This window comes from Mesorhizobium sp. CA14, assembly GCF_020165195.1.
Lineage (GTDB): Bacteria > Pseudomonadota > Alphaproteobacteria > Rhizobiales > Rhizobiaceae > Mesorhizobium.
This window is the reverse complement of record NZ_JAIUHR010000004.1, coordinates 109,911-133,493: the sequence shown is the minus strand read 5'-3', so window position 1 is coordinate 133,493 and position 23,583 is coordinate 109,911. Positions and strand designations below refer to the sequence as shown.

Annotated in this window: 19 protein-coding genes and 3 pseudogenes; 7 read left to right on the top strand and 15 right to left on the bottom strand. The window is 62.8% G+C overall.

What is annotated here, in order from left to right:
* Positions 1-16 precede the first annotated feature (16 nt).
* The 5 genes and pseudogenes from LB565_RS06955 to LB565_RS06935 form a co-directional block, all read right to left on the bottom strand.
* Positions 17-1,382, bottom strand: a pseudogene (locus LB565_RS06955) (FAD-dependent oxidoreductase).
* Entirely contained in the window at positions 1,379-1,681 is a 303-nt protein-coding gene (locus LB565_RS06950) for a (2Fe-2S)-binding protein (protein WP_224582392.1), read from the bottom strand. The pseudogene LB565_RS06955 and the gene LB565_RS06950 overlap by 4 nt, the downstream one beginning before the upstream one ends.
* Entirely contained in the window at positions 1,678-3,663 is a 1,986-nt protein-coding gene (locus tag LB565_RS06945) for a hydantoinase B/oxoprolinase family protein (protein WP_224582391.1), read from the bottom strand. Before LB565_RS06945 ends, LB565_RS06950 begins: the two co-directional genes overlap by 4 nt.
* A 4-nt stretch (positions 3,664-3,667) precedes the next feature.
* A complete protein-coding gene (locus tag LB565_RS06940) occupies positions 3,668-5,746 on the bottom strand; it encodes a hydantoinase/oxoprolinase family protein (protein WP_224582390.1) in 2,079 nt (692 codons plus the stop codon).
* A gap of 89 nt (positions 5,747-5,835) precedes the next feature.
* Positions 5,836-6,741, bottom strand: coding sequence for a LysR family transcriptional regulator (locus LB565_RS06935; RefSeq protein ID WP_224582389.1), 906 nt, complete (start codon positions 6,739-6,741; stop codon positions 5,836-5,838).
* A gap of 118 nt (positions 6,742-6,859) precedes the next feature.
* Between LB565_RS06935 and LB565_RS06930 the strand changes: the two genes are divergently transcribed.
* The 3 genes and pseudogenes from LB565_RS06930 to LB565_RS06920 all read left to right on the top strand — a co-directional run bounded on the left by LB565_RS06930 (position 6,860) and on the right by LB565_RS06920 (position 9,719).
* Positions 6,860-7,981, top strand: coding sequence for an NAD(P)/FAD-dependent oxidoreductase (locus tag LB565_RS06930; protein WP_224582388.1), 1,122 nt, complete (start codon positions 6,860-6,862; stop codon positions 7,979-7,981).
* 35 nt (positions 7,982-8,016) lie between these two features.
* Positions 8,017-8,436: pseudogene (locus LB565_RS06925) on the top strand (branched-chain amino acid ABC transporter permease); the annotation flags it as partial.
* Positions 8,433-9,719 (top strand): NAD(P)/FAD-dependent oxidoreductase, encoded by a 1,287-nt coding sequence (locus tag LB565_RS06920; protein ID WP_224582387.1) that lies wholly within the window; start codon positions 8,433-8,435, stop codon positions 9,717-9,719. The pseudogene LB565_RS06925 and the gene LB565_RS06920, both read left to right, overlap by 4 nt.
* A gap of 747 nt (positions 9,720-10,466) precedes the next feature.
* On the opposite strand, the pseudogene LB565_RS06915 reads toward LB565_RS06920, so the two are convergent.
* Positions 10,467-10,805, bottom strand: a pseudogene (locus LB565_RS06915) (hypothetical protein); the annotation flags it as partial.
* Positions 10,806-11,015: 210 nt separating this feature from the next.
* On the opposite strand from LB565_RS06915, the gene LB565_RS06910 reads away from it, so the two are divergent.
* Complete coding sequence (locus LB565_RS06910) at positions 11,016-11,504, top strand: hypothetical protein (RefSeq protein ID WP_224582386.1); 489 nt, start codon at positions 11,016-11,018, stop codon at positions 11,502-11,504.
* Between the two features lie 63 nt (positions 11,505-11,567).
* Here the strand turns inward: LB565_RS06910 and LB565_RS06905 are convergent, their stop codons facing one another.
* The 3 genes from LB565_RS06905 to LB565_RS06895 form a co-directional block, all read right to left on the bottom strand.
* A complete protein-coding gene (locus LB565_RS06905; RefSeq protein WP_263488400.1) occupies positions 11,568-12,422 on the bottom strand; it encodes a glycosyltransferase family 9 protein in 855 nt (284 codons plus the stop codon).
* A 407-nt stretch (positions 12,423-12,829) separates the two neighbouring features.
* Positions 12,830-13,528, bottom strand: a complete 699-nt coding sequence (locus LB565_RS06900) for a hypothetical protein (protein ID WP_224582385.1) — start codon at positions 13,526-13,528, stop codon at positions 12,830-12,832.
* Positions 13,525-14,181 carry a hypothetical protein gene (locus LB565_RS06895; protein WP_224582384.1) on the bottom strand — a complete coding sequence of 219 codons (657 nt, stop codon included), beginning with the start codon at positions 14,179-14,181 and terminating at the stop codon, positions 13,525-13,527. The genes LB565_RS06900 and LB565_RS06895 overlap by 4 nt, the downstream gene beginning before the upstream one ends.
* Before the next feature lie 1,045 nt (positions 14,182-15,226).
* Between LB565_RS06895 and LB565_RS06890 the strand changes: the two genes are divergently transcribed.
* Both LB565_RS06890 and LB565_RS06885 read left to right on the top strand, forming a co-directional pair.
* Complete coding sequence (locus LB565_RS06890) at positions 15,227-15,529, top strand: hypothetical protein (protein ID WP_224582383.1); 303 nt, start codon at positions 15,227-15,229, stop codon at positions 15,527-15,529.
* 36 nt (positions 15,530-15,565) lie between these two features.
* Positions 15,566-15,826 carry a hypothetical protein gene (locus LB565_RS06885; protein WP_224582382.1) on the top strand — a complete coding sequence of 87 codons (261 nt, stop codon included), beginning with the start codon at positions 15,566-15,568 and terminating at the stop codon, positions 15,824-15,826.
* A gap of 208 nt (positions 15,827-16,034) precedes the next feature.
* On the opposite strand, the gene LB565_RS06880 is transcribed toward LB565_RS06885, so the two are convergent.
* Positions 16,035-16,337 carry a DUF982 domain-containing protein gene (locus LB565_RS06880; RefSeq protein ID WP_095765383.1) on the bottom strand — a complete coding sequence of 101 codons (303 nt, stop codon included), beginning with the start codon at positions 16,335-16,337 and terminating at the stop codon, positions 16,035-16,037.
* Positions 16,338-16,636: 299 nt separating this feature from the next.
* On the opposite strand from LB565_RS06880, the gene LB565_RS06875 reads away from it, so the two are divergent.
* Positions 16,637-18,094 (top strand): NCS1 family nucleobase:cation symporter-1, encoded by a 1,458-nt coding sequence (locus LB565_RS06875; RefSeq protein ID WP_224582381.1) that lies wholly within the window; start codon positions 16,637-16,639, stop codon positions 18,092-18,094.
* A 94-nt stretch (positions 18,095-18,188) separates the two neighbouring features.
* On the opposite strand, the gene LB565_RS06870 is transcribed toward LB565_RS06875, so the two are convergent.
* The 5 genes from LB565_RS06870 to tpiA form a co-directional block, all read right to left on the bottom strand.
* A complete protein-coding gene (locus tag LB565_RS06870) occupies positions 18,189-18,734 on the bottom strand; it encodes a DUF1697 domain-containing protein (protein WP_224582380.1) in 546 nt (181 codons plus the stop codon).
* Between the two features lie 22 nt (positions 18,735-18,756).
* Positions 18,757-20,394: a CTP synthase gene (locus tag LB565_RS06865; protein ID WP_318011476.1), complete on the bottom strand. Its 1,638-nt coding sequence runs from the start codon at positions 20,392-20,394 to the stop codon at positions 18,757-18,759.
* A 194-nt stretch (positions 20,395-20,588) separates the two neighbouring features.
* Complete coding sequence (locus tag LB565_RS06860; protein ID WP_224582379.1) at positions 20,589-21,707, bottom strand: L,D-transpeptidase; 1,119 nt, start codon at positions 21,705-21,707, stop codon at positions 20,589-20,591.
* Positions 21,708-21,919: 212 nt separating this feature from the next.
* A complete protein-coding gene (gene secG / locus LB565_RS06855; RefSeq protein ID WP_224582378.1) occupies positions 21,920-22,432 on the bottom strand; it encodes a preprotein translocase subunit SecG in 513 nt (170 codons plus the stop codon).
* Between the two features lie 292 nt (positions 22,433-22,724).
* Complete coding sequence (tpiA, locus tag LB565_RS06850; protein ID WP_224582377.1) at positions 22,725-23,492, bottom strand: triose-phosphate isomerase; 768 nt, start codon at positions 23,490-23,492, stop codon at positions 22,725-22,727.
* Between the last annotated feature and the right edge of the window lie 91 nt (positions 23,493-23,583).

Here is a 23,583-nt window from a genome sequence, read left to right as displayed (position 1 = left end):
CACTTTCGCGCTCGCATCAGCCCTCCTGGAGAAAAACGCCGACGGGCGCGGGCCGCACAGGCGCCTGTGCGCGAAACCGGCCGACATCCTTTGGCGCGCATCCGGCCCGCGCCGTGATGACTTCGACGGCGGCCAGCAGGCAATAGCGTCCCTGGCAGCGGCCCATGCCGACGCGCGACAGCGATTTCACTCGGTTGGCCTCGCCGCCGCCATGCTCCACGCTCTCACGTATGCTTCCAGCGGTCACGTTCTCGCAGCGGCAGACGATCGCATCGTCGGGGAGTGCCCGGGCCATCGCCTCCAGCCACGGAAAGGCAACGGCCAGACCGCGCGCGAACCGCTCGAGCCGCTTGAGCTTGCGCAGGTCAGCGCCGGTGGCGGGCGCCGCAATTCCGAGATCGGACAGGCACGCTGCCGCGGCGAGACGGCCCCCAATCTCCGCGGCGTCCGCGCCGAAGAGACGAGTTCCATCGCCCGCAAGATAGAGGCCGTTGCCGGCCCGCCCCATCTCGTCGATCTTCGGCAGCCATTGCCGCCATTGTTCGTCATAGGTGAAGGCGCATCCGGCGATGTCGGCTAGATGCGTCTCCGCGCGCAGATGCCAGCCCATGCCGATCATGTCGCAGGCGGTCACGCGTTCGCGGTCGCCGGCATCGCGCCAGCGAACCGCCACCACGCCCGACCCGTCGGCTTCGATCCGTTCCAGCGTCACCCCCGCATGATAGCGGCCGCCGAGCCTTGTACGCAGGGCCAGTCCGCGCAGCGCGACAATCGGGCGGGCGGAAAGTTCCCAAAACCCCCGCATCTGCTGACGCCAGGGAGAGGTATCCAGTACCGCCGCCACATCCGCGCCAGCCTTAAGCAGCTGCGCGCCGACCAGCGTCAGCAAAGGCCCCGATCCGATCAGCACCATACGCCGCCCGAGCGCCACGCCCTGCACCTTGAGCGCGATCTGCGCAGCACCCAGGCTGTAGACGCCGGCGTTCTGCCAGCCTGGAACGGGGGCGACGCGGTCGGACGCGCCGGTGGCCAGCACCAACCGGTCGTAGCCGATCACCTGCAGGCCGCCTTCCCCCAGCACATGCAGCCGCCCCTCATGCACGGCAATAACCGACCTGCCGGCGCAATGGGTGAGTCGCCCCTCGCCTACCAGTTGGTCGAAGAGCGCGTGCAGCGCGCGCCTTGGCCGCCTCGGTTCCATAGAGCTGCTCGGGCGTGCGGGTAAACCCGGCAGGCGGGCGACGATAGATCTGGCCGCCTGCGCGCTGCCCCTCGTCGATCACGATCGGATGGAAGCCGGCATCGACCAGCGTCGCGGCGGCACGTATGCCGGCAGGACCGGCGCCCACGATCACGATGCGCAGCGCTGCGGCCTCGCTCACGGCCAGCGCTCCGGCGGCGTCGTGCGCAACCGCATGCCTTCGGCGGCAACCGTGGAGCAGGCCCGCAGGCGCAGTCCCTCTTCCTGCCACACCCAGCAATCCTGGCAGGCTCCCATCAGGCAGAAGCCCGCGCGGGGCTCGGGTCCAAACTCGGATGTTCGCAACGTGCGTCCCGAAGCCAGCATAGCCGTCAGCACGGTGTCACCGGCCAGCGTGCGACACATTTGTCCGTCGAGAAAGAAACGCACCTCTGCCCGGTCGCGCTCCGCCAGCCGGACGATGCGGCCCGCCGTGATCATTCGGCAGCCTGTTGCAAGGCTTGAGGACGCGGCAGTTCGGGAAAACGCTCGCAGACGGCATCGAAGGCCGCCTGAACGCCCTCCGGCCCGGAGCGTCCCTTCATGCGGCGGAAGACCTCGGTCTTGGCGAAGAACCGCCAGTGGATCGGCAAGGCGTCCAGGAAGGAGTGGAGCCGGTCATAGGCGGCCGGCGTCCAGTGCATTTCGTAGCCGTCGCGCTCGGGGCCGAAATGGAAATGGCCGGTGGCGGGCTCCCGCTGCGCGCGCAGCCGCGCCGTCGCTTCCTCGTCGACCGCGCTGCCGCGAAAGATGACGCCATAGTCACGCTCGGCCGCTGTCGCCGATACATAGCCGCGCCGCACGTCCTGCGCGACCTGCCACGGCTCACGCTGACAGGGATTGCCACGCCCACCGCCCCCGGCGGAGCGGATTTCCAGCACGTCGCCTGGCTGCAACACCGCCGTGTCGATGTTGCCCAGCCGCCGCTCATGCTCGGTCCCCGGATTGACGACCATGTCCGAAAGGCCGGCCGCCTTGCCGCCCAGCACGCCCCAGGGACGGAAGAAGCTGCGGTCGCGGTTGCGCGCCGTGATCCTGGAGTCGGGTGCGAAGACACGGAAGGCCATCTCGGTCGCCAGCCCGCCCCGCCAGCGCCCCGCGCCGCCGCTATCCTCGGCGAGGCCATATCTGACGAATTCGACCGGGGTCTCGGTCTCGGTGATCTCGATCGGCGTGTTCTTCAGATAGGCCGCATCCGCGCCCGAACCGTTCGTGCCGTCGCGATGCGGCATTGCCCCGCCGCCGCCCACCACCGGGTTCACCGCCGCGATGACGGTGCGGCTGGTGCGCTCGTCCGTCGTCATGACGTTGATGATGCAGTTGTTGCCGGCCGGCGCAGCGGGCAGCCGCTCCGGCACGGCCTGCGAGAAAGCGCCGAAGATGACCGACCGCAACCGGGCGCAGGTGAGCGAGCGCATGCCCACGGCGGCCGGGTGGACCGGATTGAGCACCGAACCGAGGGGCGTGATGCAGGTAAACGGGCGGGTGAGGCCCGTATTGAGCAGGATCTTCGGGTTCAAAGTGTAGAGCACATAGTAGACGCCGACCAGAAGCATCGTGTGGCGCGGGTCGCCGCCCGAGGGCACGTTGAGCGAGGAGCCGAGCTGCGGATCGGAGCCGGTGAAGTCGAGCACCGCCTCGTCGCCCCTGATCGTCAGCGTCAGCTTCAGCCGGCAAGGATTGGCCTCGACCGAATCCTCGTCGGCATAGTCGGCGAATTCCCATGTGCCGTCGGGCATGCCGCGCAGCACGTCGCGCGCCTGCGCCTCCGCATGGTCGAGAAGCGCGCAAACGCCTTCGACGAAGCCGGCCTTGCCGAACTTCCGCACCATCGCCTGGATCTTGCGTTCGCCGGTGCTGAGTGCGCCGACCAGCGCCTTGATATCGCCGATGTTGAGGTCAGGCTTGCGCACATTGGTGCTCATGATGCGCAGGATCGTCTCGTCGAAGACGCCCTCCCTCATCAGCTTCATCGGAGGAAAGCGGATGCCTTCCTGATGGATTTCGGTCAGCGCGCGGCTCAGCGAAGCCGGCACCGCCCCGCCCATGTCGGTGTTGTGGATGTGCCCTCCAGTCCAGGCGACGATCTCGCCGCCGACGAAGACCGGTTTCCACAAATGCGTGTCGGGCGCGTGCGTGGCGACGTGGCCGGAATAGGGATCGTTGGTGAAGGCGACGTCGCCCGGCCGGTAGTCGCTGACCATCGCGATGGCGCGATGATAGGAAAGTCCCGGATACCAGGTGGCGCCGAGTTCCATCGGCACGGCGAACGTCGCCCCCGAACGGTCCATCAGCATTACGGTAAAATCCTGAGTCTCCTTCACAAAGGCAGAGTGCGCGGTGCGGTGCAGCGTGTGCGCCATGTTCTCGGCGGCCGCGCGGGCGTGGTTCGCCAAAACCTGAAGGTTTGTCCGGTCGAACATCGCATCACTCCGGGAAGGTCAGCAGAAGGTTGAGATGGCGGTCGACCCGTGCCTGCGCTCCCGCGGGGATCGCAAACGTGGTGTCTTCCTGAACGACCACGGCAGGCCCACGGAACGTGCTGCCAGGCATGAGGGTCTGCCGGTCGTGAAGGTCGACGGTCTCGACGCCGAGGCCCGTATAGACCGGGAGCCGGCGCGTCGGATTGGCCGGGGCGTCGACCTCATCGGTTTGCGGGAAGGAAAGTTTCGGCCCTGCGCCTATGGCGGACAGCCGGATGTTCACAAGCTCAATATCGCCGTCCGGATCGTGAAAATCGTAGAGCTGCTGATGGGTGAGGTGAAAAGCCTCCACGATCGCCGCCATATCGCCATCCGCCAGCCATTGCGGCGAAAGGACGACTTCGATCTCATAGCTCTGGCCGACATAGCGCATGTCGCAGAAGAGATTGAGTTCCGCGGCCGCGCCATGCCCCTGCGCTGCGAGCCAATGACGCCCCTCACCCGCAAGCGCTTCGAAGGCCTCGCGGATGGTGGGAAGCGACGCTGCGGACAGCGGGCTGAAGATCGTGCGGATGAAATCGCCGCGCAGATCCGCCACCAACCCGCCGAGTGCCGAGACCACGCCGGGGCGGCGCGGCGCCATCACGCGTTTCATGCCGAGTTCGCGGGCAAGGAAGGCGCCGAGCATCGGGCCGCCGCCGCCGAAAGGCATCAGCGTGAAATCGCGCAGGTCGACGCCAGCGCGCGAGGCGAGCTTCTCGACCTCCACGAACATTTCCGACACCGCGATGTCGATGATTGCCTGCGCGGTCTGCTCGACCGTGCGGCCGAGCCGGGCGGCAAGCTCGCCGAGCGCGCGATGCGCCAATCCAGTATCGATCCGGAGCTGGCCATAGGCCATCTCGCTGTGGCCGAGCCAGCCGCATACCACCATTGCGTCAGTCACCGTCGCCCGTTCGCCGCCGCGGCCGTAGCATGCCGGTCCCGGTGCCGAGCCAGCCGATTCCGGCCCGACCCGCAGCACGCCTTGCGCATCGACACTGGCGATCGAGCCGCCGCCGATGCCGATCGAGCTCACCGACACAGACGGGATGTGGAGCGGGAATTCGCCGATCAGCTCGCCGGTCCCGAACTGCGCCTCGCCGTCTATGATCAGCGCGAAGTCGGCCGACGTCCCGCCGATGTCGAGGGTAAGGATCTTGTCCTCGCCGGCCTGACGCGCCAGCCACGAGGCGCCGATGACGCCGGAAGCCGTTCCCGACAAAAGCATATTCACGCAAGCGCGCTTGCCTTCGGCGGCGTTCATCAGCCCGCCATTCGATTTCGTCAGCATCGGGCGCGCCGGCACGCCGCGGCTCTTCAGCCGCTCTTCCAGCGCCGTCAGATAGCTCGAGACCCGCGGATGGACATAGCCATTGAGAATGGCCGTCGAGCTGCGTTCATACTCGCGGATGACCGGCCACACTTCGGCAGAGGTGAAGACGAAGACGTCCGGTGCCAGACGGGCGATCGTGGCCTTGACCGAGGCTTCCTGCGCGGCATTGCGCCAAGCATGGAGGAAGGACACGATGATCCCTTGCGCTCCGTTCAATTTCGCCGCAGCGACCGCGCTTTCCACCGCCGCCATGTCCGGCGCTTGTGATTCACTCCCATCGGCACGCATGCGGGCTGGAATGCCGAAGACCATGTCGCGCGAGATCAGCGGATCGGGCCGCGAGCAGAACAGTGAATACATGTCCGGCATTCGCAGCCGCGCGAGCTCGATCACGTCCTCGAAGCCGGCATTGGTGAACAGCGCCAGCGGCGCGCCCTTGCGCTGGATGATCGTGTTGATGCCGACAGTCGTGCCGTGCACGAAGCGCGTTACACAGGCCGGGTCAAAGCCCTCGCGCTCGGCCAGAAGGGTGAGTCCCGTCATCAGCTCGGCGCCTGGATCTTCCGGCGTCGTCAGCACCTTCAGCGACGTGACGCGGCCGGAGCTTGCTTCGAGCGCGCAGAAATCGATGAATGTCCCGCCAATATCGACGCCGACCTTCCAGTCAGCTTCATTCTGCACCTCGTCCGCCGCGATGGCACCTTCCATGATGCGTCCCTTCCTGTCTGCCGACCAAAACTCGCACGAGCGGACGGTCAGCGTCCAAGACGGATGAGGGGGAAGGATATAAGTCCTGCTTATGCCTTGGCGCGATGCTCACCCAGAACGGCGGAACAGGCCGTACGGATTTCCTCGCGCATCATCTCGTCGGCGCGCGACAAGGCCCGGGCACGCGACGTGAGCAGCGCGATCGGAAATTCCGGTCCGGCCGCCAACGGCCTGACAGCAAGGCCGGCGAACTGGCGCCAGGGAAGCAGCGCGTCGACGAGGCCGACGCCCAAACCGGCCTGGACGAAACCGATCGCGGAGATAGAGGCGTCGATCTCCAGCGACGGTGATAGCGCCACACCTTGCGCGCGGGCCGCGTGGACCAATTCGTCGGCGGGACGGGTGTTTCCGCGATAGGAGATCAGCTCTTCTGCGGCGAGGTCGGCAAGCGTCAGCTCGGCTTTCTTCTGCAGTGAATGCCCGGCAGGCAGCAGGCAGACGAAGCCGACGCTGCCGATCACCTCCGCTTCGATATCGGGAGGCAGCCGATCGTCCAAGGCCACACCCAGGCTGGCGTCGCCGGCGCGCAGCATGTCGACGATCGCGGCGATCGGCGCGCTATGGGAACGCAGCAAGATCTCCGGGTGCTGCGCCCGGAATGCGGTGAAGGCGCGCGGCAATATCGCCATGGCCGGCGGCGGCGAAGCCGCGACCCGCACCAGCCCTGTCCGCCCGAGACGCAGGTCGGTGGTCTTGCGGCGCAAACCTTCCAGCCCCGCCGACAGCCGCTCGGCATCAGCGAAGATCTCGAGCGCCTCAGGCGTCGGCCGCAGCCGGCCCTTGACCCGTTCGAACAAGGTGAAGCCAAGTTCGTCCTCGGCATGAAGAAGGATCTGGCTGAGCGCGGGCTGTGAAATGTTGAGCATCCGCGCCGCGGCCGTCACCGTGCCTGCGCGCATGACGGCGATGAACACTTCAAGCTGACGGGCCCGCAAATCCGAACTCCATAGGTCGAGCTTATGGCTTCCGCCCAAACTCATCTTTGACGCAATGTCGCGGCGCCGACAAGATGGATGGGTCCAAGGATCTGCCGCTCTGCGCTAAGGAATGACTATGGATGTGATCGTGCTGGGCGGCGGCCTGATGGGGACGGCTTCGTCCTATTTTCTCGCCAGGCGTGGCGCGCGCGTGACGCTGATCGAGCGCAACCGGGTCGGCAGCGGGGCGACGGTCGCCTCTTTCGGCAACATCCGGCGAAGCGGGCGGCATCTCTCCCAGCTTCCCCTGGCTCACCGCTCGCTCAGGCTTTGGGGTGAGGCCGAAAAGCTGCTTGGCCGCGACGTGGAGTTCCGCGCCACCGGCCATATCCGGCTGATCTTCGATGAGGGCGGTCTGGCCGACATGCGGGCCTATGCCGAGACCGCGCGCCCCTGGGGGCTGGAGCTGGAGGAACTTAGTCCGCGCCAGATCCATGCGCGCTTTCCTGGCCTCGGTCCCGACGCTATCGCCGCGTCGTTCTCACCACAGGATGGCAGCGGCAATCCGCGGCTGATCGCACCGGCCTTCGCTGAAGCGGCTCGCAAGCTTGGCGCGACGATCGTCGAGGATGCAAGGATCGAAAAGATCCAGCGCACGGACTCCGGTTTTCGCATCGCCAGTTCAAAGGGCGCCTTCGCCGGGGCGTGTCTGCTCAACACCGCCGGGGCCTGGGGCGCGCGCATTGCCGCGCAGTTCGGCGAAGCGGTTCCGCTGGACGCCCGAGGACCCCAGATGGGGGTGACCGAGCCGCTGCCTTATCGGATTCTGCCGGTTGTCGGCATCTGGACCCGCGACAGGGAGCATGGCGCCTATCTGCGCCAAGTCGAGCGTGGCAACATCGTCTTCGGCGGCGCGGCCGAAAGGGTTTCGGTGGACCTCGATCCGGGCCATGCGGCCGCTGACCCGATGCGCTTGCCGGCGCAATTGCGCGCGGTCGCGCGGCTCCTGCCGGCAATCGCAAAGGTGGCTGTCATCCGCACCTGGTCTGGTTGCGAGGGCTATGTGCGCGACATGCTGCCGGTCATGGGGCGTTCCATGACGACGCCGGGCCTGTTCCATGCCTTCGGCTTCAGCGGACATGGCTTTCAGCTCGGCCCGGGCGTCGGCGAGGCAATGGCCGAACTGATCACGACCGGCCGTTGCGAAACGCCGCTCGACGATTTCAGCGTCGATCGCTTCAACCGGCACCCGGATTGAGGACGGCGCCTGGTGTTCGATTAGAACAGGCGCCGGAGCGCGCCGCCATCTCGCTCGGCAAGAGCGCCCGTTTCTACCGCGTCCAGGCATTTGCCGTTGGGGGCGCGCTGATGGGCTTCGCCGGGGCTGTGCAGGCGCATTTCATCGGCTTCATCGCGCCCGACAATTATGCGCCGATGCTGACCTTCCAAGTCTGGGTCATGCTGATCGTCGGCGGTTCCGGCAGTAACATCGGCGCCCTCGTCGGCTCGATCCTCGTCTGGGCGATCTGGGCCGGCTCGGGCGCGCTCACCGCCACGCTCTTCGCCCCCGAGCAGCAAGCACGCGCCGCCTCCCTCCAGATCGTGGCGATCGGCGTTATGCTATGCCTGATCTTGCTGTTTCGGCCCAACGGTCTGTTCGGCAACATGACGCAGCGCCGTCGCTTCCGGCTCGGACAACGAAAGCCGTCATGAACGACATCTCGCTTTGGCATGCGGTCGCGCGCAACCGGCGGCACCGGCCCATCCTGGATGGCGCCCTCGATGCCGACCTGGCGATCGTCGGCGGCGGCTTTTCCGGCCTGTCGGCCGCATTGCACGCGACCCAGAAAGGACTCTCCGTCGCCCTCCTTGAAGCACAGATCCTGGCCTGGGGCGCAACAGGCCGCAATGCTGGCTTCGTCGTGCCGAATTTCGCCAAGAAGGACCCGGCCGACATCGTGGCGCAGCTTGGCGCCGAGCGCGGCGAAAGGTTGATCAACCTTGCCTGTGGCAGCGGCGATCTGGTCTTCGACCTGGTCCGGCGCCATGCGATCGATTGCGCGGCCGACCGGAGCGGCTGGATCCAGCCTGCGCCGACGGCGCAGGCTTTCGCGAAGGTCCAGGCGCGCGCCCGGCAATGGGCGGCCAGGGGATGCCCAGCCGTCATTCTAGATCGGGACGAGGTGACGGCCCTGACCGGCGTCAAAGGGTATGCAGGCGGTTGGATGGATCGCTCCGGCGGGGTGATCAACCCGGTCGAATATGCGCGCGGCCTGGCAGACGCCGCCGAAGCTCAAGGCGCGCGCATCTTCGAGAACACGCGCGTCCGAAAGATCGCTCGCGAGGCCGACGGCTACCGGTTGGCGACCGAGTGCGGATCGGCCCGTGCGGGCAAGGTTTTCGTGGCGGCCAACGCCTATGGCGGCGATCTCTTTCCGCAGCTGGCGCGAACATATTTTCCACTGCGCATCTTCCAGCTGGCGACAAAACCGTTGCCGGCGTGGTTTCGCGGCCGCCTGCTTCCCGGCAATCAATGCGTCTCGGATACGAGGCGAAATCTCTTCACCTTCCGCTTTGACGCCGAGAACCGGTTGATCAGCGGTGGAATGCATGTTTTCGGACCGGGCTCCGAACAGCGTGTGCCCCGCGCAATCCACAGGCGGCTTGCCGAAAAACTCGATCTGCCGGATATCTCGCCGATCGAATATGCCTGGTCCGGAATGGCCGCCGTGGCGCCCGATTTTTTGCCGCATCTTGTCGATCTTGGTCCCGGCATGATCGCCGGGTTCGCCTGCAACGGGCGCGGCATCGCGATGACGACGGCGATGGGCGGTGTCGTGGCCAGTTGGGCGGCGGGTGCCGACCCGGACAGCCTGTCCATTCCCTATGCCCGCCCCGGCGTTATACCTTTTCACGCCGTGCTCAGGCATGCGCCGAACGCGCTGCTTCCGTTGAGCATGCTTCGCGACCATCTCGACGAGGACAAGGCCTCTTAACCTTATGTCTCGCGATGCTTTCTTCGCCCTTGATGAAAACGGTCGGTACACTCACTCAACTGCATGGCGCCGAGCGCCTGTGTTTACTGGCCCGCTGATCTGGATTTGTCCAGCGGGTGTTTGACCGCTTGTGCGATCGGCGCCGCCTAGCCAAGGAGACCGGGAACAGCGTGAATTCCTGGCCATAGAGAGGTTTTGAACCTTCGATGATGGCACTACCCGACGAAGTTGACCCGCTGCGAGCGCTTTCGAAGCGCCGCAGGGCACAATCGTCTGGATCAACCCGCTTCTTGTGAGCAAGAACCCATCCAACTAATCGGCTACTCGTCTATTTCTAGTGCCTCATGCTTGGGCTGCCGATGCCATACAAGCTGCCTGAGGTCGGTCATATCGACAATCTGACAGCAGACCGGGCACACATAGCTGGTCACATAGTCGCGCGCCTTAGGCTTGTCAGGTCGTTTGCCGAATATCGGTGGCCCGAGATCGGACAATTTCGTCATGGAGATGAAACATTCAAGTTAGCTAAAATGTTCCGCCTGCACGCTTGACATCGCCAATCGGAAGGTGTCCAAAACCGCTCTATTCCGGTCGCTATCGAGCGGCGTTGCGCTGGCGCCGATCCTGATTCACAAACCACTGCCGCTTTTAATGAATCAGCGCCCGGCAAGCGGCCCCCGCTGGCGTGTACCGGCGCCGGCTTGAAGAGATTGGAGCACTCCTGGCAGGGTGAGGACGTGGCCGGGATTACGGTGACGCTGCCGCCGGCCTCGCGCCGAAAGACGACGCCGCCTGCTTCTTGAGGTCGCGGAACTGGCGCGACGCTTCGGAGAGCCTGTGATCCCATTCGGGGTTCGGCACTTGGCCCTCGATCGCCTTGAAATAGACCTGCATCAGCGAGGCGATGGCGAAGGGTTCCATGAAAGCCGCTTTCAGCGCCCAGGCGAACACGATGACCAGCACGAAGCCCCAGCCGCTAAAACGGCCCGGCAGCAAGTAGACGACCGCGCCCGCCGGAGCCAGCATGAGCAGGAAGATGAAAAAGGTGACGCCCGACAGGATGAGCGCCAGCCACACCGCGTTCTTTTAGACCGGCGTTTTGCATTTTGGATGCCGAGGAACTTTTCCCCTTGGACCAAGTTGGATGGTCTTGGTTGGGGAACAAGGCCACAAATCCATGCAAAGTCGTAAGTCCGTCAAGGCCGCGCTTCTCAATCAGATCGATGCGGTTCGGCCCAGTATTTCAGGCGTTCGCCTTGGGGCGGGCGCTTCGGCCGCCAAATAGCAGGAGCGGACTTGAAATTAGCCGACGAGGTCCGCCATAGCTCTGAAGATATCAGCGACCTGGTCCTGTCTGATGTCGTATCTGCACTTCATCGACGAGTTAAGGTCAGCCACGAGTTCGATATTCCCTACATTGCTGGGTACAGCAGCGATGCAACGAAGATTTACATCGACCGACATCTGCCGCGCACCATCAGATGGAGAGGCAAGGACGTGCGCCTCGAACCGTTTCTAGTGTGCCACGAAATTGTTGAAAAAGCTCTCTTGGACGAGTTGCGCCTTCATTATCTGCACGCCCATCAAATCGCCTCGCGCATCGAAAGAGACGCCGTCAGAGGGGCTGGTCTGACCTGGCGACACTACCAAAGCGTCATCAAGGCCCATGAGAAAGCGATCGATGACGAACAGCTTCGCTGCGTGCCGGGGGATTTAGACCTCACGCCTTACAAGGATCTGAAGGATTACCCATTGCTCCGACGCCTGGTTGAAGCATCCCAATAGCTCGTTGCATTGGTATGGTCACGCGGGGCCGGTGATGGCTGTCTCCTGCCGGAGCGAGTACGTTCAATTGGCGGCCTCATTCGCCTGTTGTCTCACTGCATCTATCAGGTCTCGTGTCGCTTGAGCGACCTTGGCAACTGGCAGTCGATGAACGCAGTAGACAGCGCTCGCGTTGCCGTGTTTGCACAAATCGGGCGCAACACATTGGCAAGGCAACGGCGGCTCAACGGTGCGGTGAAGCACCCCCAAAGGCCCCCATATGTCGGGTGGCGTGAGGCCATACAGGCCCACAACCGGGGTTCCGACCGACGCGGCCAGGTGCATTGGGCCGCTCTCGTTTCCCAGAAAGATAAATGCATCTGCAAGCAAAGCAGTTAGTGTCTCAAGCGAGAGCTCCCCAACAACGCTCATCAAAGGTGACATTGCCATATTCAAGATTGCTTGGGCGGTTGCGCTTTCATCAGGTCCACCGACCAGCAGTGACCGCAGGCCCGTCGTTGTATAAACCTCGTCGATTACTGCAGCGAAGCGTTCAGGTTGCCAACGCCGCCCTTCGAACCCTGCTCCAGCGTGTACTGCGATGAAAGCTTTTGTAGCCAGATTGCTTCGCGCCAGAACCTGGGCAGACGCGCTTCGCCCGACTGGTGTGGGTTCAAGCCTCGGTGTCACTTCGCATATTTCTATCCCAAGCGCTTCAAGCGGGGACAGATATCGGTACAAATAGTGTGCGCCTCCATGGCCGCGTGCGTCAGCAAATATGTTGGCAGGCTGAACTTCCCAAAATTTCAGGGGCCTGTCCGGGGGATTGTATCCAACGCGCAGCGGGGCGCCGATTACCCTTTGCATTATCCTTGATGTTTTGGAGTCAGCCACATCGATGGTGAGATCGAATTGTCGACGGCGGAGGTCAGCAGCCAAGCTTGAGTATTCCTTCACTCGCTGAAGTAGGCTTCTACCAGAACTTCGACGGTCGAATCCGATGGCCTCGTCTGCGATATTCTGAGTGACTACGAAGTCTCGCAGACCAGCAGCGCAAAGCATGGCTATAGCAGCGTTTGGGTAAGCGAGGCGCAGATTTCGCACGAGCACGGAGGTCAAAATGACGTCCCCGATGTACTTCGTCTGAATAACGAGAACGGACTTAATAGTCCGCCGATCAACCATCGAAGTATTCAGCGCATCGAACTCCTGAAGGCGGATGATACTGCTCGTTTTCCGGCTCGCATTCCGAGAAATCTTTATCCTATTTTCAACGCTGGAGCCGGCTCATCTTGCTAGTAAAGTTCGGAATAGGCCAATATTGCGGGTTCTCTAAGAAACACTCGTCATGGCATCTGTCCCTGCCACAAGGGCAATCCAGTTTCTGCAGCGAAGTCTCTATCCTCTGCGTAGATTGGCTCTCCTCTTCTCACGACCAGTCGAAGCAAAGCCGCATCTTCGTCGGCGTGATATCGAAAGGCATTTCGGGTGTCGTATCCGTGCCCGGCCTGGGACAGGGAAAACCCGCTGACCACAACAGGAGCGAAACCAGCGAAACGCGCCAGGATGATTGCGAAAACTCCGGTGGAGATTTTCCGGTGCCAACGGCGGGACACATGATATTTGCCGCTAAGCCGCCAGACGATGTTGGCAAGCTGCCATTTGGTAAGCGCTTGCAAGGTGTCATAACGATAGTTGAAGGTGCGACAACCGGCTTTCAGCTTGTCCTCGACGTCCGTCCAAACCGGGATGATCAGATGCTTTGCCTGCCGTCCTTTTAACAAATCACGCTTGTAACAATCCTGCTCGCCCGCACCGACTAAAATGCCGCGACGTATCAGGGCGACATCAGGAACGGGAAGACCGAAGGTTTCCGCCAAAAGCTGGGAAGCGTTGACGGTCACAAGTGCCCAATCGGCACCATGTCCCTCGGGGAGGCGAAAATTCGGCGCCGACCCCATCACCAAAGCCGGACCCGTGACCCTGGGCAAACGAAGAATGGGCTTTGAGAAGGTTGGCAAGTGCTTCAAAAGCGGAGTTTTCATGGGGGAATCTGAACCGCCTGTTCCTCAAACGCGCGCAGAATGCTCTCTTCTCGGCTCCACAATTCGTCCCATTGCGTGGCGCCAGACCAGCCAGCAAACCAAGGACCGCCGAGCGTGTAGTGCGCCAGCGAGACATCGGCGGGGTCGAGTTCCGAAGCCGAAGCCCCTACGAGGTAGTTCCATGCCAAAGGTAATTCCCCGATCTCATGGTCCTCAAGCCATTTGAAGGCGTGGAGGTCACGTCCAGGCCACGTATTGAGCATCTCGTTGGTCAACCGTTTGTTGGACGGATGATCTAGATTCCACAAAACGACCGACGACCAGTTTTTGCGGCGATAAAACGTCTGCGTTTGTCCGTCCATCTTGACCGCTTCGGATTCGCGTTGCCGGTGCTTAACCGCCATAATCGCGTAGGAAGGATCGACTAGGTCGAGCAGCTTGACTGGATCCTTCAGAAACAGGACGTCACAATCGCAGAACATGGCCCAGCCGCCTTGCCTCATGAACGGAACGGCAAAGCGCGATATGGCAAACTCGGTCGCCATCGGTGCCTCGGAAATCGGGCACCAGAGCTTCCCATCACGAACCTCCATCGGTCGCTTCATGATTCCTTGAGCTTCAAGCTCTTTGAGCACGAGTGGCTGTATCTGCAACGGCCTGCTTGTCCGCCGATAGGCGCTCCATCGCGCTACCTCTAGAACTCGGGATTCGCGTGGGTCATACCCAATGTAGATCGGTATCACGTGACAACTCTATAGTTGGTGCGGATTTATTGGAATTAAGCAGGGAACCACTGCAAGCGGAAGACCCGATGTACAGCGGATCACTTCGGCGCGGTCGCGACCGTGCACGGTGAAGGGCATCCATCGCGCTGTCGGGAAAGGTCTCGGCGTAGAAGCGGCTGCGGCCTCCAAATCGCATTCTTTGCCATTGCGTGTTCCTTTCGATCAGGATTCCGTCCTTGTTTCCCACCTACGGCGAGTGGGGGGGAAGGCGGTAGCGCTCTTCCGACTCGAACCCCCGATGGCGAGCGCACGGCTCGACCATCAAGTTTGCCCCAATCCGTGACAGGAAGTCCAATCTCTTTCATAAGCGCGCGCAATTCGGCTGGCAGGCCGGCACTTCAACTCGCCATTGCTCCTGCTCAGGGACGCAGAGTTCTCTTGCACGGATCTGTCCTATGAAAATGGGACTGGCCCGGGTTCCTCTTGCTCAAACAGGCAAGGTGCTGCCCACGGGCTGCAGCCAAGTTCCCTGGTGAATCGGTCCGTGAAATAGCGCACCTGTAACGTCAGCCCGAGCAACGATCAGTCGTCTCTGACTCTCTGCGCATGATCCTGACCGGCGAGCACAGTTTGCTCGGTCGTCGTTGAGAATCCGGGTGACGCGGGCAAAGCCGACAAAGGCTTTTCGCGCTTCCTCGCCCGACATCTTGCCCGACAGTGCCGCCGCAGCAATTCAGCGCGCATTGGTAAACCGGTCCGCGTCTTCCCGTTGGCCATTTCCGCAGGAACACCATCGCCTCGGAGACGCTATCGAGGGCTGCGGTCGGAACATCCGGCGGGACGAACGTTTCCCGCCAGACACAATCCAGAAACATCCAGGAAAAACTCCAGAAATCATTCAAGCGTACAATGCTCAAGAGGGTCAGTTCATCGGCTGCAGCAGTGCTGCACTTGCTCGGGTTTGCGACAAGCGATGCACAGAATCTCGATCAACTTGATGGGTGCGTTGCTCAGCTTGTCGCTTACCGCGGCAGCGACCGGAGTCCCCACCTCAAAGGTGGCCCCGCTCACCCGGACCGAGCGCTGCACCAATCTCAGCCGTCAAGTTGACGAAGCCCTCAAAATGCATGCCGCGGCAACGCAGGTCACCGCGGCGAAGGCTCTTCAAAGAAAGGGAAACCGGTACTGCGCCAAGAAGAAAGAGGCGCAGGGGATCCGTATGTTCGCGAAAGCTTTGAAGCTGCTCGGAGTGACACCCATCGATCCTGATGAGTGACGCTCAAACCCGACTTGCCAAACAAGGAACAGGCACATGAAAAAGTCTCTTCTGTCCGCCGTCGGTCTTGCATTCGCGCTCGCCGTCTCGATGCCAGTTCTCGGTCCTAACGCCGCCGCCGCGGCTACAAAGCCAGCGCCGGCAGCGACGGCCGCAACCAGCTCTGCGCCCGCTTCGGATGCTATGACCAAGAAGAAGCACGTCACGAAGGCCTGCAAGGTGACCAAGAAGCACAAGTGCCCGGTTAAGCACAAGAGGAGCGCCGCGAAGAAGGCAGCCCCCAAGAAGGCCTATTAAGCTTTGCAGTATTGCAAAAGAGGCCATCCATCTCCGCATTTATCTGGATGGCCTTTTTTGTTCCCGCCTGCGGCTGAGTGGGCGCAACTACCGCCTCTTCGCGCTGGTCCACTCTTTTGGTCACGGAGAGGAGCAGGCTGGTTAAACCGAGACAGCCGCCGCGCAGGTCAGGCGCAGCGTTCTCAAATTTGCGAAATGCTGGCTCGCCCTAGCGCCTCAGGGCGTGGACATTGTCCATCGACGCGCCACCCAGCGGCAGCGCCATGTCATCGTCGAGCAGCCGGGTGATCCGAGCAAAGCCGACAAAGGCTTTCCGCGCTTCCTCGGCCGACATCTTGCCCGACAGTGCCGCCGCGCAGCAATTAAGGGCGCATTGATAAACCGGGCCGCGTCGTCCCGTTGGCCATTTCCGCAGGAACACCATCGCCTCGGAGACGCTATCGACTTCCTCCACAGGGTAGCCCTGCCCACGCGCAATTCGCACTGGGGTAAAGAAATGCAAGCGATCCATTGTTATCCTCCCGGTCGACTGCAATGCAGCCGAACCGCAATAAACGCACGTATTGCGAATCAGTTCCAAACAAATTTGGTTGCCGTCGGAAAAGTTTGGAACCAGCCCGCCCGGGCCCGAACGCACCGTCGCGACTCAAGCTCGACGCCCACCGAGATCAGCGGATAAGGGCGATTCTCATTGAATATCTTTAAGGCGAAAGCCGGCAAATGGATTGCTTGCCGGTTCCCCTGCGTCAGGCTTAACCTCCGCGGTTAAACGCGTGAGGGCGCGTTTTTGCAAAAAGGGGAACACATGCAATGACCATTCAAGGCGCATCGCCCGACCTCTACAATGAGGATCTGGCTCCCGCAACGGTCAGGAACTGGGGACCGTTTTCGATCTTCAACGTCTGGACGTCGGACGTCCACAGCCTCTGGGGCTACTATCTGGCAGCCAGCCTGTTTCTGTTCTGCGGCGGTTTCGTCAACTTTGTCATCGCCATCGGCATCGGCTCGCTGATCATCTACGCGCTGATGAACCTGGTCGGCTATGCCGGCGTGAAGACCGGCGTGCCCTACCCCGTGCTTGCCCGCGCCTCCTTCGGTATCTGGGGCGCCAACATCCCGGCCCTGGTGCGCGCCATCGTCGCCTGCTTCTGGTACGGCGCGCAGACGGCCGCGGCGTCGGGCGCGATCGTCGCGCTGCTGACGCGTCTGCAATGGTTCGACGAGTTCAACAAGAGCTCGCACATGCTCGGTCATTCCACGCTCGAGGTGATCTGCTTCGTCATCATCTGGGCGCTGCAGTTGCTGATCATCCAGAAGGGCATGGAAACCGTCCGCCGCTTCCAGGACTGGGCCGGCCCGGCCGTTTGGGTCATGATGCTGATCCTGGCCATTTTTCTTTGTGTGAAGTCCGGCACTTTCGCCTTCACCAGCGACATCCCGATGAATGTGCTGCTGGACAAGACCAAGGACGCCGGCGTTCCGGGCGAGCCTGGATCCTGGACCGCGCTGTTCGCGGTGGCAGCGATCTGGGTGACCTATTTCTCTGCGCTCTATCTCAACTTCTGCGACTTCGCCCGCTATGCGCCGGACAATGCAGCACTTCGCAAGGGCAACATCTGGGGCCTGCCGGTCAATTTGATCCTGTTCTCGCTGGTCGCCGGCGTCACCACGATCGCCGCCTACGACGTCTACCATGAGGTGCTACTGCATCCCGACCAGATCTCGGCCAAGTTCGACAGCTGGTTCCTGGCGGCACTTGCCGCGCTGACCTTCGCGGTGGCGACGCTGGGCATCAACGTCGTTGCGAATTTCGTCTCGCCGGCCTTTGACTTCTCCAACGTGTTCCCGCGCCAGATCGACTTCAAGAAGGGCGGCTACATCGCGGCGCTGATCGCCCTGGTGCTCTATCCCTTCGCGCCATGGGAAGGCAGCGCCGCTTCTTTCGTCAACATCATCGGCGCGACGATGGGACCGATCTTCGGCGTGATGATGGTCGACTACTATCTGATCCGCAAAAGCGAGGTCGACGTCGAGGCGCTCTATCGCGAGGACGGCGAGTTCCGTTTCCAGAGCGGCTGGCATGTCAGCGCCTTCATCGCCGCCGGCATCGGCGCGATCTTCTCCTCGATCCTGCCCAACTTCACCAACTGGCTGCCGTCCTGGTGGGGCGTCTATGGCTGGTTCTTCGGCGTGGCGATCGCGGGCGCCGTCTACTACGTCCTGCGCACCATGGCGCTTGGCGCGGGTGCAAGGACCGCCAAGGCCTGAAACAAGGCAGTAGGCAGCAGGGATCAGGCAATAGAAGATGCCACCCTACTGCCTACTGCCTACTGCCTACTGCCTACTGCCTACTGCCTACTGCCTACTGCCTACTGCCTACCATCTCCGCCAGCCGGCGCACCGTGTTCCAGTTGCGCGACGTGCCGACGCCGAAGCGCTTGTGATTGGCGGCGGCGAGCAGTCGCGAGCTCGGCCGCTCGCGCGAGAAGACAAGCCAGATATCGCCGTCGACCCAAAGCACCTTCTCGTCGCCTGCGGCATAGGCCTGGAGCGCTTCAACGGCATCCGCCGGTGCCGGTTCTCGCATCACGCGCACCGCAACCTGATCGGCCGCAGTCGCGGATTCAGCCGGGAATGGATTGCCGGCCGCAAGCTTCAGCCAGTCCCCGGCACCGCGCACGATGATGTCGACATGGCGGCCGAAGGTCTTTTCGAAGGCCTTTTCCAGTCGCTGCTCGAGCTTTGAGATTTCGCCCGCCCGCGCCTCGAACACCAGATTGCCGGTGGCGACCAGCGTGCGGACGTTTTTCAGCCCGAGGCTTTCCGCCATGGCCTTGAGGTCGGCCATAATCACGCGCCGCCCCTCGCCAAGAATGATGCTGTAGAGCAGCGCGACATAAGTTTGCATGGCCAATGTGCCGGCCGGTCGTTCAAACCAGGCGCGACTGGTCCACCGCGGCCGAAATGAAGCTGGCGAACAGCGGATGCGGGTCGAGCGGCCGGCTCTTCAGTTCGGGGTGATATTGCACGCCGATGAACCAGGGATGGTCGGGATATTCGACCGTTTCCGGCAGCACGCCATCGGGCGACATGCCGGCAAACACCAGGCCGCAATCCTCGAGCCGCTGCTTGTAGTCGATGTTGACCTCGTAGCGGTGCCGGTGACGCTCGGAAATCTGCGTGTCGCCATAGATCTCCGCAATCTTCGAGCCCTTGGCGAGTTCGGCCTGATAGGCGCCGAGCCGCATCGTGCCGCCGAGATCGCCGGTGGCCCGGCGCTTTTCCAGCATGTTGCCCTTCAGCCATTCGGTCATCAGGCCGACGACCGGCTCATCGGTCGGGCCGAATTCGGTCGACGACGCATGGTCGACGCCGGCCAGCGAGCGGGCCGCCTCGATGCAGGCCATCTGCATGCCGAAGCAGATGCCGAAATAAGGCACCTTGCGTTCGCGCGCGAACTTTGCCGCCAGGATCTTGCCCTCGGAGCCGCGCTCGCCGAATCCACCGGGAACCAGGATGCCGTGCACCTTCTCTAGCCAGGGCGTCGGATCCTCCTTCTCGAAGATCTCGCTTTCGATCCAGTCGAGCTTGACCTTGACGCGATTGGCGAGGCCGCCATGCGAGAGCGCCTCGATCAACGATTTGTAGGCGTCCTTGAGGCCGGTATATTTGCCGACGATGGCGATGGTCACCTCGCCTTCCGGATTGTGGATGTGGCTGGAAAGCTTTTGCCACGGCTCCATGCGCGGCTTCGGCGCAGGGTCGATGCCGAAGGCCGCCAACACTTCCGAATCGAGGCCTTCCTGGTGATAGGCCAAAGGCACGTCGTAGATATGCGGCACATCCAGCGCCTGGATCACGGCGCTTTCGCGCACGTTGCAGAACAGCGAAAGTTTTCTGCGCTCTTCCTTCGGGATCGGCCGGTCGGCGCGCACTAAAAGGATGTCAGGCGCGATGCCGATGCCGCGCAATTCCTTCACCGAATGCTGGGTCGGCTTGGTCTTCAATTCGCCGGCGGTCGGGATATAGGGCATCAGCGTCAGATGCACATAGACCGCATTGTTGCGCGGCAGGTCGTTGCCGAGCTGACGGATCGCTTCCAGGAACGGCATCGCCTCGATGTCGCCGACCGTGCCGCCGATCTCGCACAGCACGAAGTCGTAGTCGTCATTGCCGTCCAGCACGAAATGTTTGATCTCGTCGGTGACGTGCGGGATCACCTGCACCGTCGCGCCGAGATAGTCGCCGCGCCGCTCGCGCTCGATAATGTTCTTGTAGATGCGGCCGGTGGTGATGTTGTCCTGCTGGTTTGCCGAGCGGCCGGTGAAGCGTTCGTAATGGCCGAGATCGAGATCGGTCTCGGCACCGTCATCGGTCACGAACACTTCGCCATGCTGATATGGCGACATCGTTCCAGGATCGACATTCAGGTAAGGATCGAGCTTTTTGATCCGCGCGCGATAGCCTCGCGCCTGCAGAAGAGCCCCAAGAGCTGCTGCGGCGATGCCTTTTCCGAGTGAGGAAACCACGCCGCCTGTGATGAATACATATCGCGCCATGGGAGTCATCGCTTAACGCGGCCTGATTGATTCCGCCAGAGAAAAAACCGCCGCGAAGGCTTTTTCCCAAAATGGCGCCGTGCTCCCGAGGGAGGCTTCGCGAAACATGTTGCTCAAAAGTGCAAAGCAGTTTTGGGAGAACGACATGCATCAAAACAAAAGGGCCGGCGATGCCGGCCCTTTCGGCAGTTCGATGGAGGTCGTTAGATAATCACAACCTTCGTGCCGATCTTGACGCGGCTGTAGAGGTCCATGACGTGCTCATTGATCATGCGGAAGCAGCCATTGGAGGCGCTGGTTCCGATCGACTGCGGCGCGATCGTGCCGTGGATGCGCAGATGCGTGTCCTTCTTGCCGTCATAGAGGTAGATGGCGCGCGCGCCGAGCGGATTCTCGCCACCGCCGGGCATGCCATCCTTGTACTGGCCGTAATGCTTCGGCTCGCGCTTCTGCATGTCAAGCGTCGGGATCCAGCGCGGCCATTCCTGCTTGTCGCCGACGGCTACCGTGCCCTTGAACTGCAGGCCTTCGCGGCCGACCGCGATGGCATAGCGGCGGGCAGTGGAAAACGACTCGACGAGGTAGAGGCGGCGTGCACTGGTATCGATGACGATGGTGCCAGGCTCGTAGCCCGAGAAGGAAACATCCTGCGGCACGAATTCCGGCTTCACCTTGAAGGGCCGCTTGGCGGCCTTCTTGGCCAGCGCAGAATCAAGCGCACGGGTCTCGGGCAGGTAATTGATCGAGCTCACCGACGAGCCGCCGAAGAGGCCGGCGAACAGCCCGCCGCTGCTCGTCTGCTTCTGGCCGGGGTTTTCGCTGCGCAGCTCGCCATTGTTGCCCGTGGCCGTGATGTTCATCGCCTCGGCCGGGATCGGCTCGGCGGTCTGGATCGGAGCGATCGGCGCAACCGGCGTCAGCGGCTCGATCACTTTGACGGTCTTCTTGGCAGGCTTGGCGTCGGCGACTTCGGGGCCACCGCTCTTCTTGGCGAGCCACTCCTGGCGCGCGGCATCCGCCTTGGCCTTGGCCGCCTCGCGCATCGCCATCTTGCGGGCATCGAGCGCCTTTTGCTTGGCGGCTTCCTTGTCGGCCGCGATCTTGGCCTCGAGCTTGCTGATCTGCGCAAGATCGTCCGAGCTCGGGTTTTTCTTCTTCTTGAGAAGCCTCAGCTGCGATGCGTCGCTCTTGGCGGCGACAGGAATTGCGTCGGTTTTCTCAACCGACGGGGACGTGGCCAGATTTGCCGGTCCGGCAAGGGCCGTGGAACCCATGCCGAGGACGGCACAGAATCCCAGAAGGATTAAGCTGCGAAGCTGCATGGCGAAGATCCGATTTTCAAAGCAAGTTGCCCACGGCGTCGCCCGGCGCCCCCCAAGGACGCCGAATAGTGCCGCGCGCATTCTATAATCGATTAGCCGTCGTCGCCTCAAGCTGAGGCACGCGCTACGCCCGGTTGAATCTTCGTGATCGGGCGCGCATTTGCCGCGACTGTGTTCAAAGAACCACAGATCACGGCCCGGTGCTTGTCCGGCTACTGGTTCGGAACCTGCGGGGTGACCGGCAGGGTGACGCCATTGTTTGCCGGCGGCGTGGCCGGATTCGCGGGCGCGGGAGCGGCTGGAGCTGGCGTCGTTGCCGGGGCCGGCGCGGTCGTGCCATTGGCGAGCGGCGTGGTCGTCATCGTGCCGCCCGACGGAGCCGCGCTGCCGGCCGGAGCCGCGGGCTTGGAAGTGCCCACCGGCCCATTGGAACCCGGCAGCTGGTTGAGCACGCCCTTGCCCTGGCTGGACGTCGCCGGACGGTCGAGGATGTCGATCGGCTTCTCGCCGTAGCGGGCAAGGATCGATAGCGCCAGCGAGGTTACGAAGAAGGCCGCCGCCAGGATTGCGGTGGCTCGGGTCAGCGCGTTGGCGGCGCCGCGCGCGGTCATGAAGCCGGAACCGCCGCCGATGCCCAGGCCGCCGCCTTCGGAGCGCTGCAGCAGCACAACGCCGACAAGGGCGAGCACGACCATGAGGTGGATGACGATCAGTACGGTTTCCATAATTTATCCTGGCGAGGCCTTGCGCGACCGCGCATATGACCGGTGTTTTGGAGGCGGCTCCTTACAATGCTTTGGCGGCATTTCCAAGCCCGTGGCCGGGAATATGGGAAGCAATGCGGCCAATACAACGATTTATGCCGCGGAAGCCCAGAGACCGTTTCGAAATTCACTCCGGCGAGTCATATGGTGGTGGTTTCGAGAACCGGAGCGCAGCGGACGTTCAGGTCCGTGAGCACCGGAAGCGCAGAAAACGCCGCCAGATGGCCACCGGAGTAGAATTTCCAAATGGTCTCTAGGAGATGTTCATGTAAGCTTCCGCTATCGCCAGGAAGTCGGCCGCCTTCAGGCTGGCGCCGCCGACCAGCGCGCCGTCGACATTATCGACCCCGAGCAGTTCCACCGCATTGGAGGACTTGACCGAGCCGCCGTAAAGAATGCGCATCCTGGCCGCGGCATCGCCGAGCAACCCGATCAGCTTGCCGCGAATATGCGCATGCGCCTCGGCGACGTCGGCCGCTGTCGGGGTCAGGCCGGTGCCGATCGCCCAGACCGGCTCATAGGCGATGATGGTGTTCGCCGCGGTAGCGCTGGTCGGAACCGACCCTTCGAGCTGACGCGACAGAACATCGAGCGTGGCGCCCGCCTCTCGCTCGGCGCGCGTCTCGCCGATGCAGATAATGGCCACAAGCCCCGCCCGCCAGGCGGCCGATGCCTTGGCATGGACCGTCGCATCATTGTCGCCGAACAGTTCGCGACGCTCCGAATGGCCGACGATCACGTGGCTTGCGCCGGCATCCTTGAGCATCTCGGCCGAAATCTCGCCGGTGAAGGCGCCGCTCTCCTTGGGATGACAATCTTCTCCGCCGGCCCGCACCGGCGTGCGCGACAGGATCTCGGCGGCGCGCTGGAGCAAGGTCGCCGGCACGCACACCAGCGCTTCGGTCTCCGCGTCGAGCCCGCTCATGAACCCGTTGCCGATCGACCGCAGCTCGTTGAGCGAGGCGCTGGTGCCGTTCATTTTCCAGTTGCCGGCGACAAGCGGGCGGATTCCAGGGGTCATGGGGCGCGTTCTCCGAGCGACATTAAGCAGCGCCCTCACTACCAAAATCAGGTCACAAAGCAATCGACAGTGGACCGGAAGGGCGCTATTG

What these genes read in the sequence shown, in the direction of transcription:
- LB565_RS06885 (WP_224582382.1), top strand. Translation starts at nt 15,566, where the DNA reads ATGAAAAAGTCTCTTCTGTCCGCCGTCGGTCTTGCATTCGCGCTCGCC.
- LB565_RS06860 (WP_224582379.1), bottom strand. Translation starts at nt 21,707, where the DNA reads ATGCAGCTTCGCAGCTTAATCCTTCTGGGATTCTGTGCCGTCCTCGGC.
- secG (WP_224582378.1), bottom strand. Translation starts at nt 22,432, where the DNA reads ATGGAAACCGTACTGATCGTCATCCACCTCATGGTCGTGCTCGCCCTT.
- LB565_RS06890 (WP_224582383.1), top strand. Translation starts at nt 15,227, where the DNA reads ATGCACAGAATCTCGATCAACTTGATGGGTGCGTTGCTCAGCTTGTCG.
- LB565_RS06945 (WP_224582391.1), bottom strand. Translation starts at nt 3,663, where the DNA reads ATGTTCGACCGGACAAACCTTCAGGTTTTGGCGAACCACGCCCGCGCG.
- LB565_RS06875 (WP_224582381.1), top strand. Translation starts at nt 16,637, where the DNA reads ATGACCATTCAAGGCGCATCGCCCGACCTCTACAATGAGGATCTGGCT.
- LB565_RS06880 (WP_095765383.1), bottom strand. Translation starts at nt 16,337, where the DNA reads ATGGATCGCTTGCATTTCTTTACCCCAGTGCGAATTGCGCGTGGGCAG.
- tpiA (WP_224582377.1), bottom strand. Translation starts at nt 23,492, where the DNA reads ATGACCCCTGGAATCCGCCCGCTTGTCGCCGGCAACTGGAAAATGAAC.
- LB565_RS06920 (WP_224582387.1), top strand. Translation starts at nt 8,433, where the DNA reads ATGAACGACATCTCGCTTTGGCATGCGGTCGCGCGCAACCGGCGGCAC.
- LB565_RS06900 (WP_224582385.1), bottom strand. Translation starts at nt 13,528, where the DNA reads ATGAAAACTCCGCTTTTGAAGCACTTGCCAACCTTCTCAAAGCCCATT.
- LB565_RS06870 (WP_224582380.1), bottom strand. Translation starts at nt 18,734, where the DNA reads ATGCAAACTTATGTCGCGCTGCTCTACAGCATCATTCTTGGCGAGGGG.
- LB565_RS06930 (WP_224582388.1), top strand. Translation starts at nt 6,860, where the DNA reads ATGGATGTGATCGTGCTGGGCGGCGGCCTGATGGGGACGGCTTCGTCC.
- LB565_RS06950 (WP_224582392.1), bottom strand. Translation starts at nt 1,681, where the DNA reads ATGATCACGGCGGGCCGCATCGTCCGGCTGGCGGAGCGCGACCGGGCA.
- LB565_RS06940 (WP_224582390.1), bottom strand. Translation starts at nt 5,746, where the DNA reads ATGGAAGGTGCCATCGCGGCGGACGAGGTGCAGAATGAAGCTGACTGG.
- LB565_RS06865 (WP_318011476.1), bottom strand. Translation starts at nt 20,394, where the DNA reads ATGACTCCCATGGCGCGATATGTATTCATCACAGGCGGCGTGGTTTCC.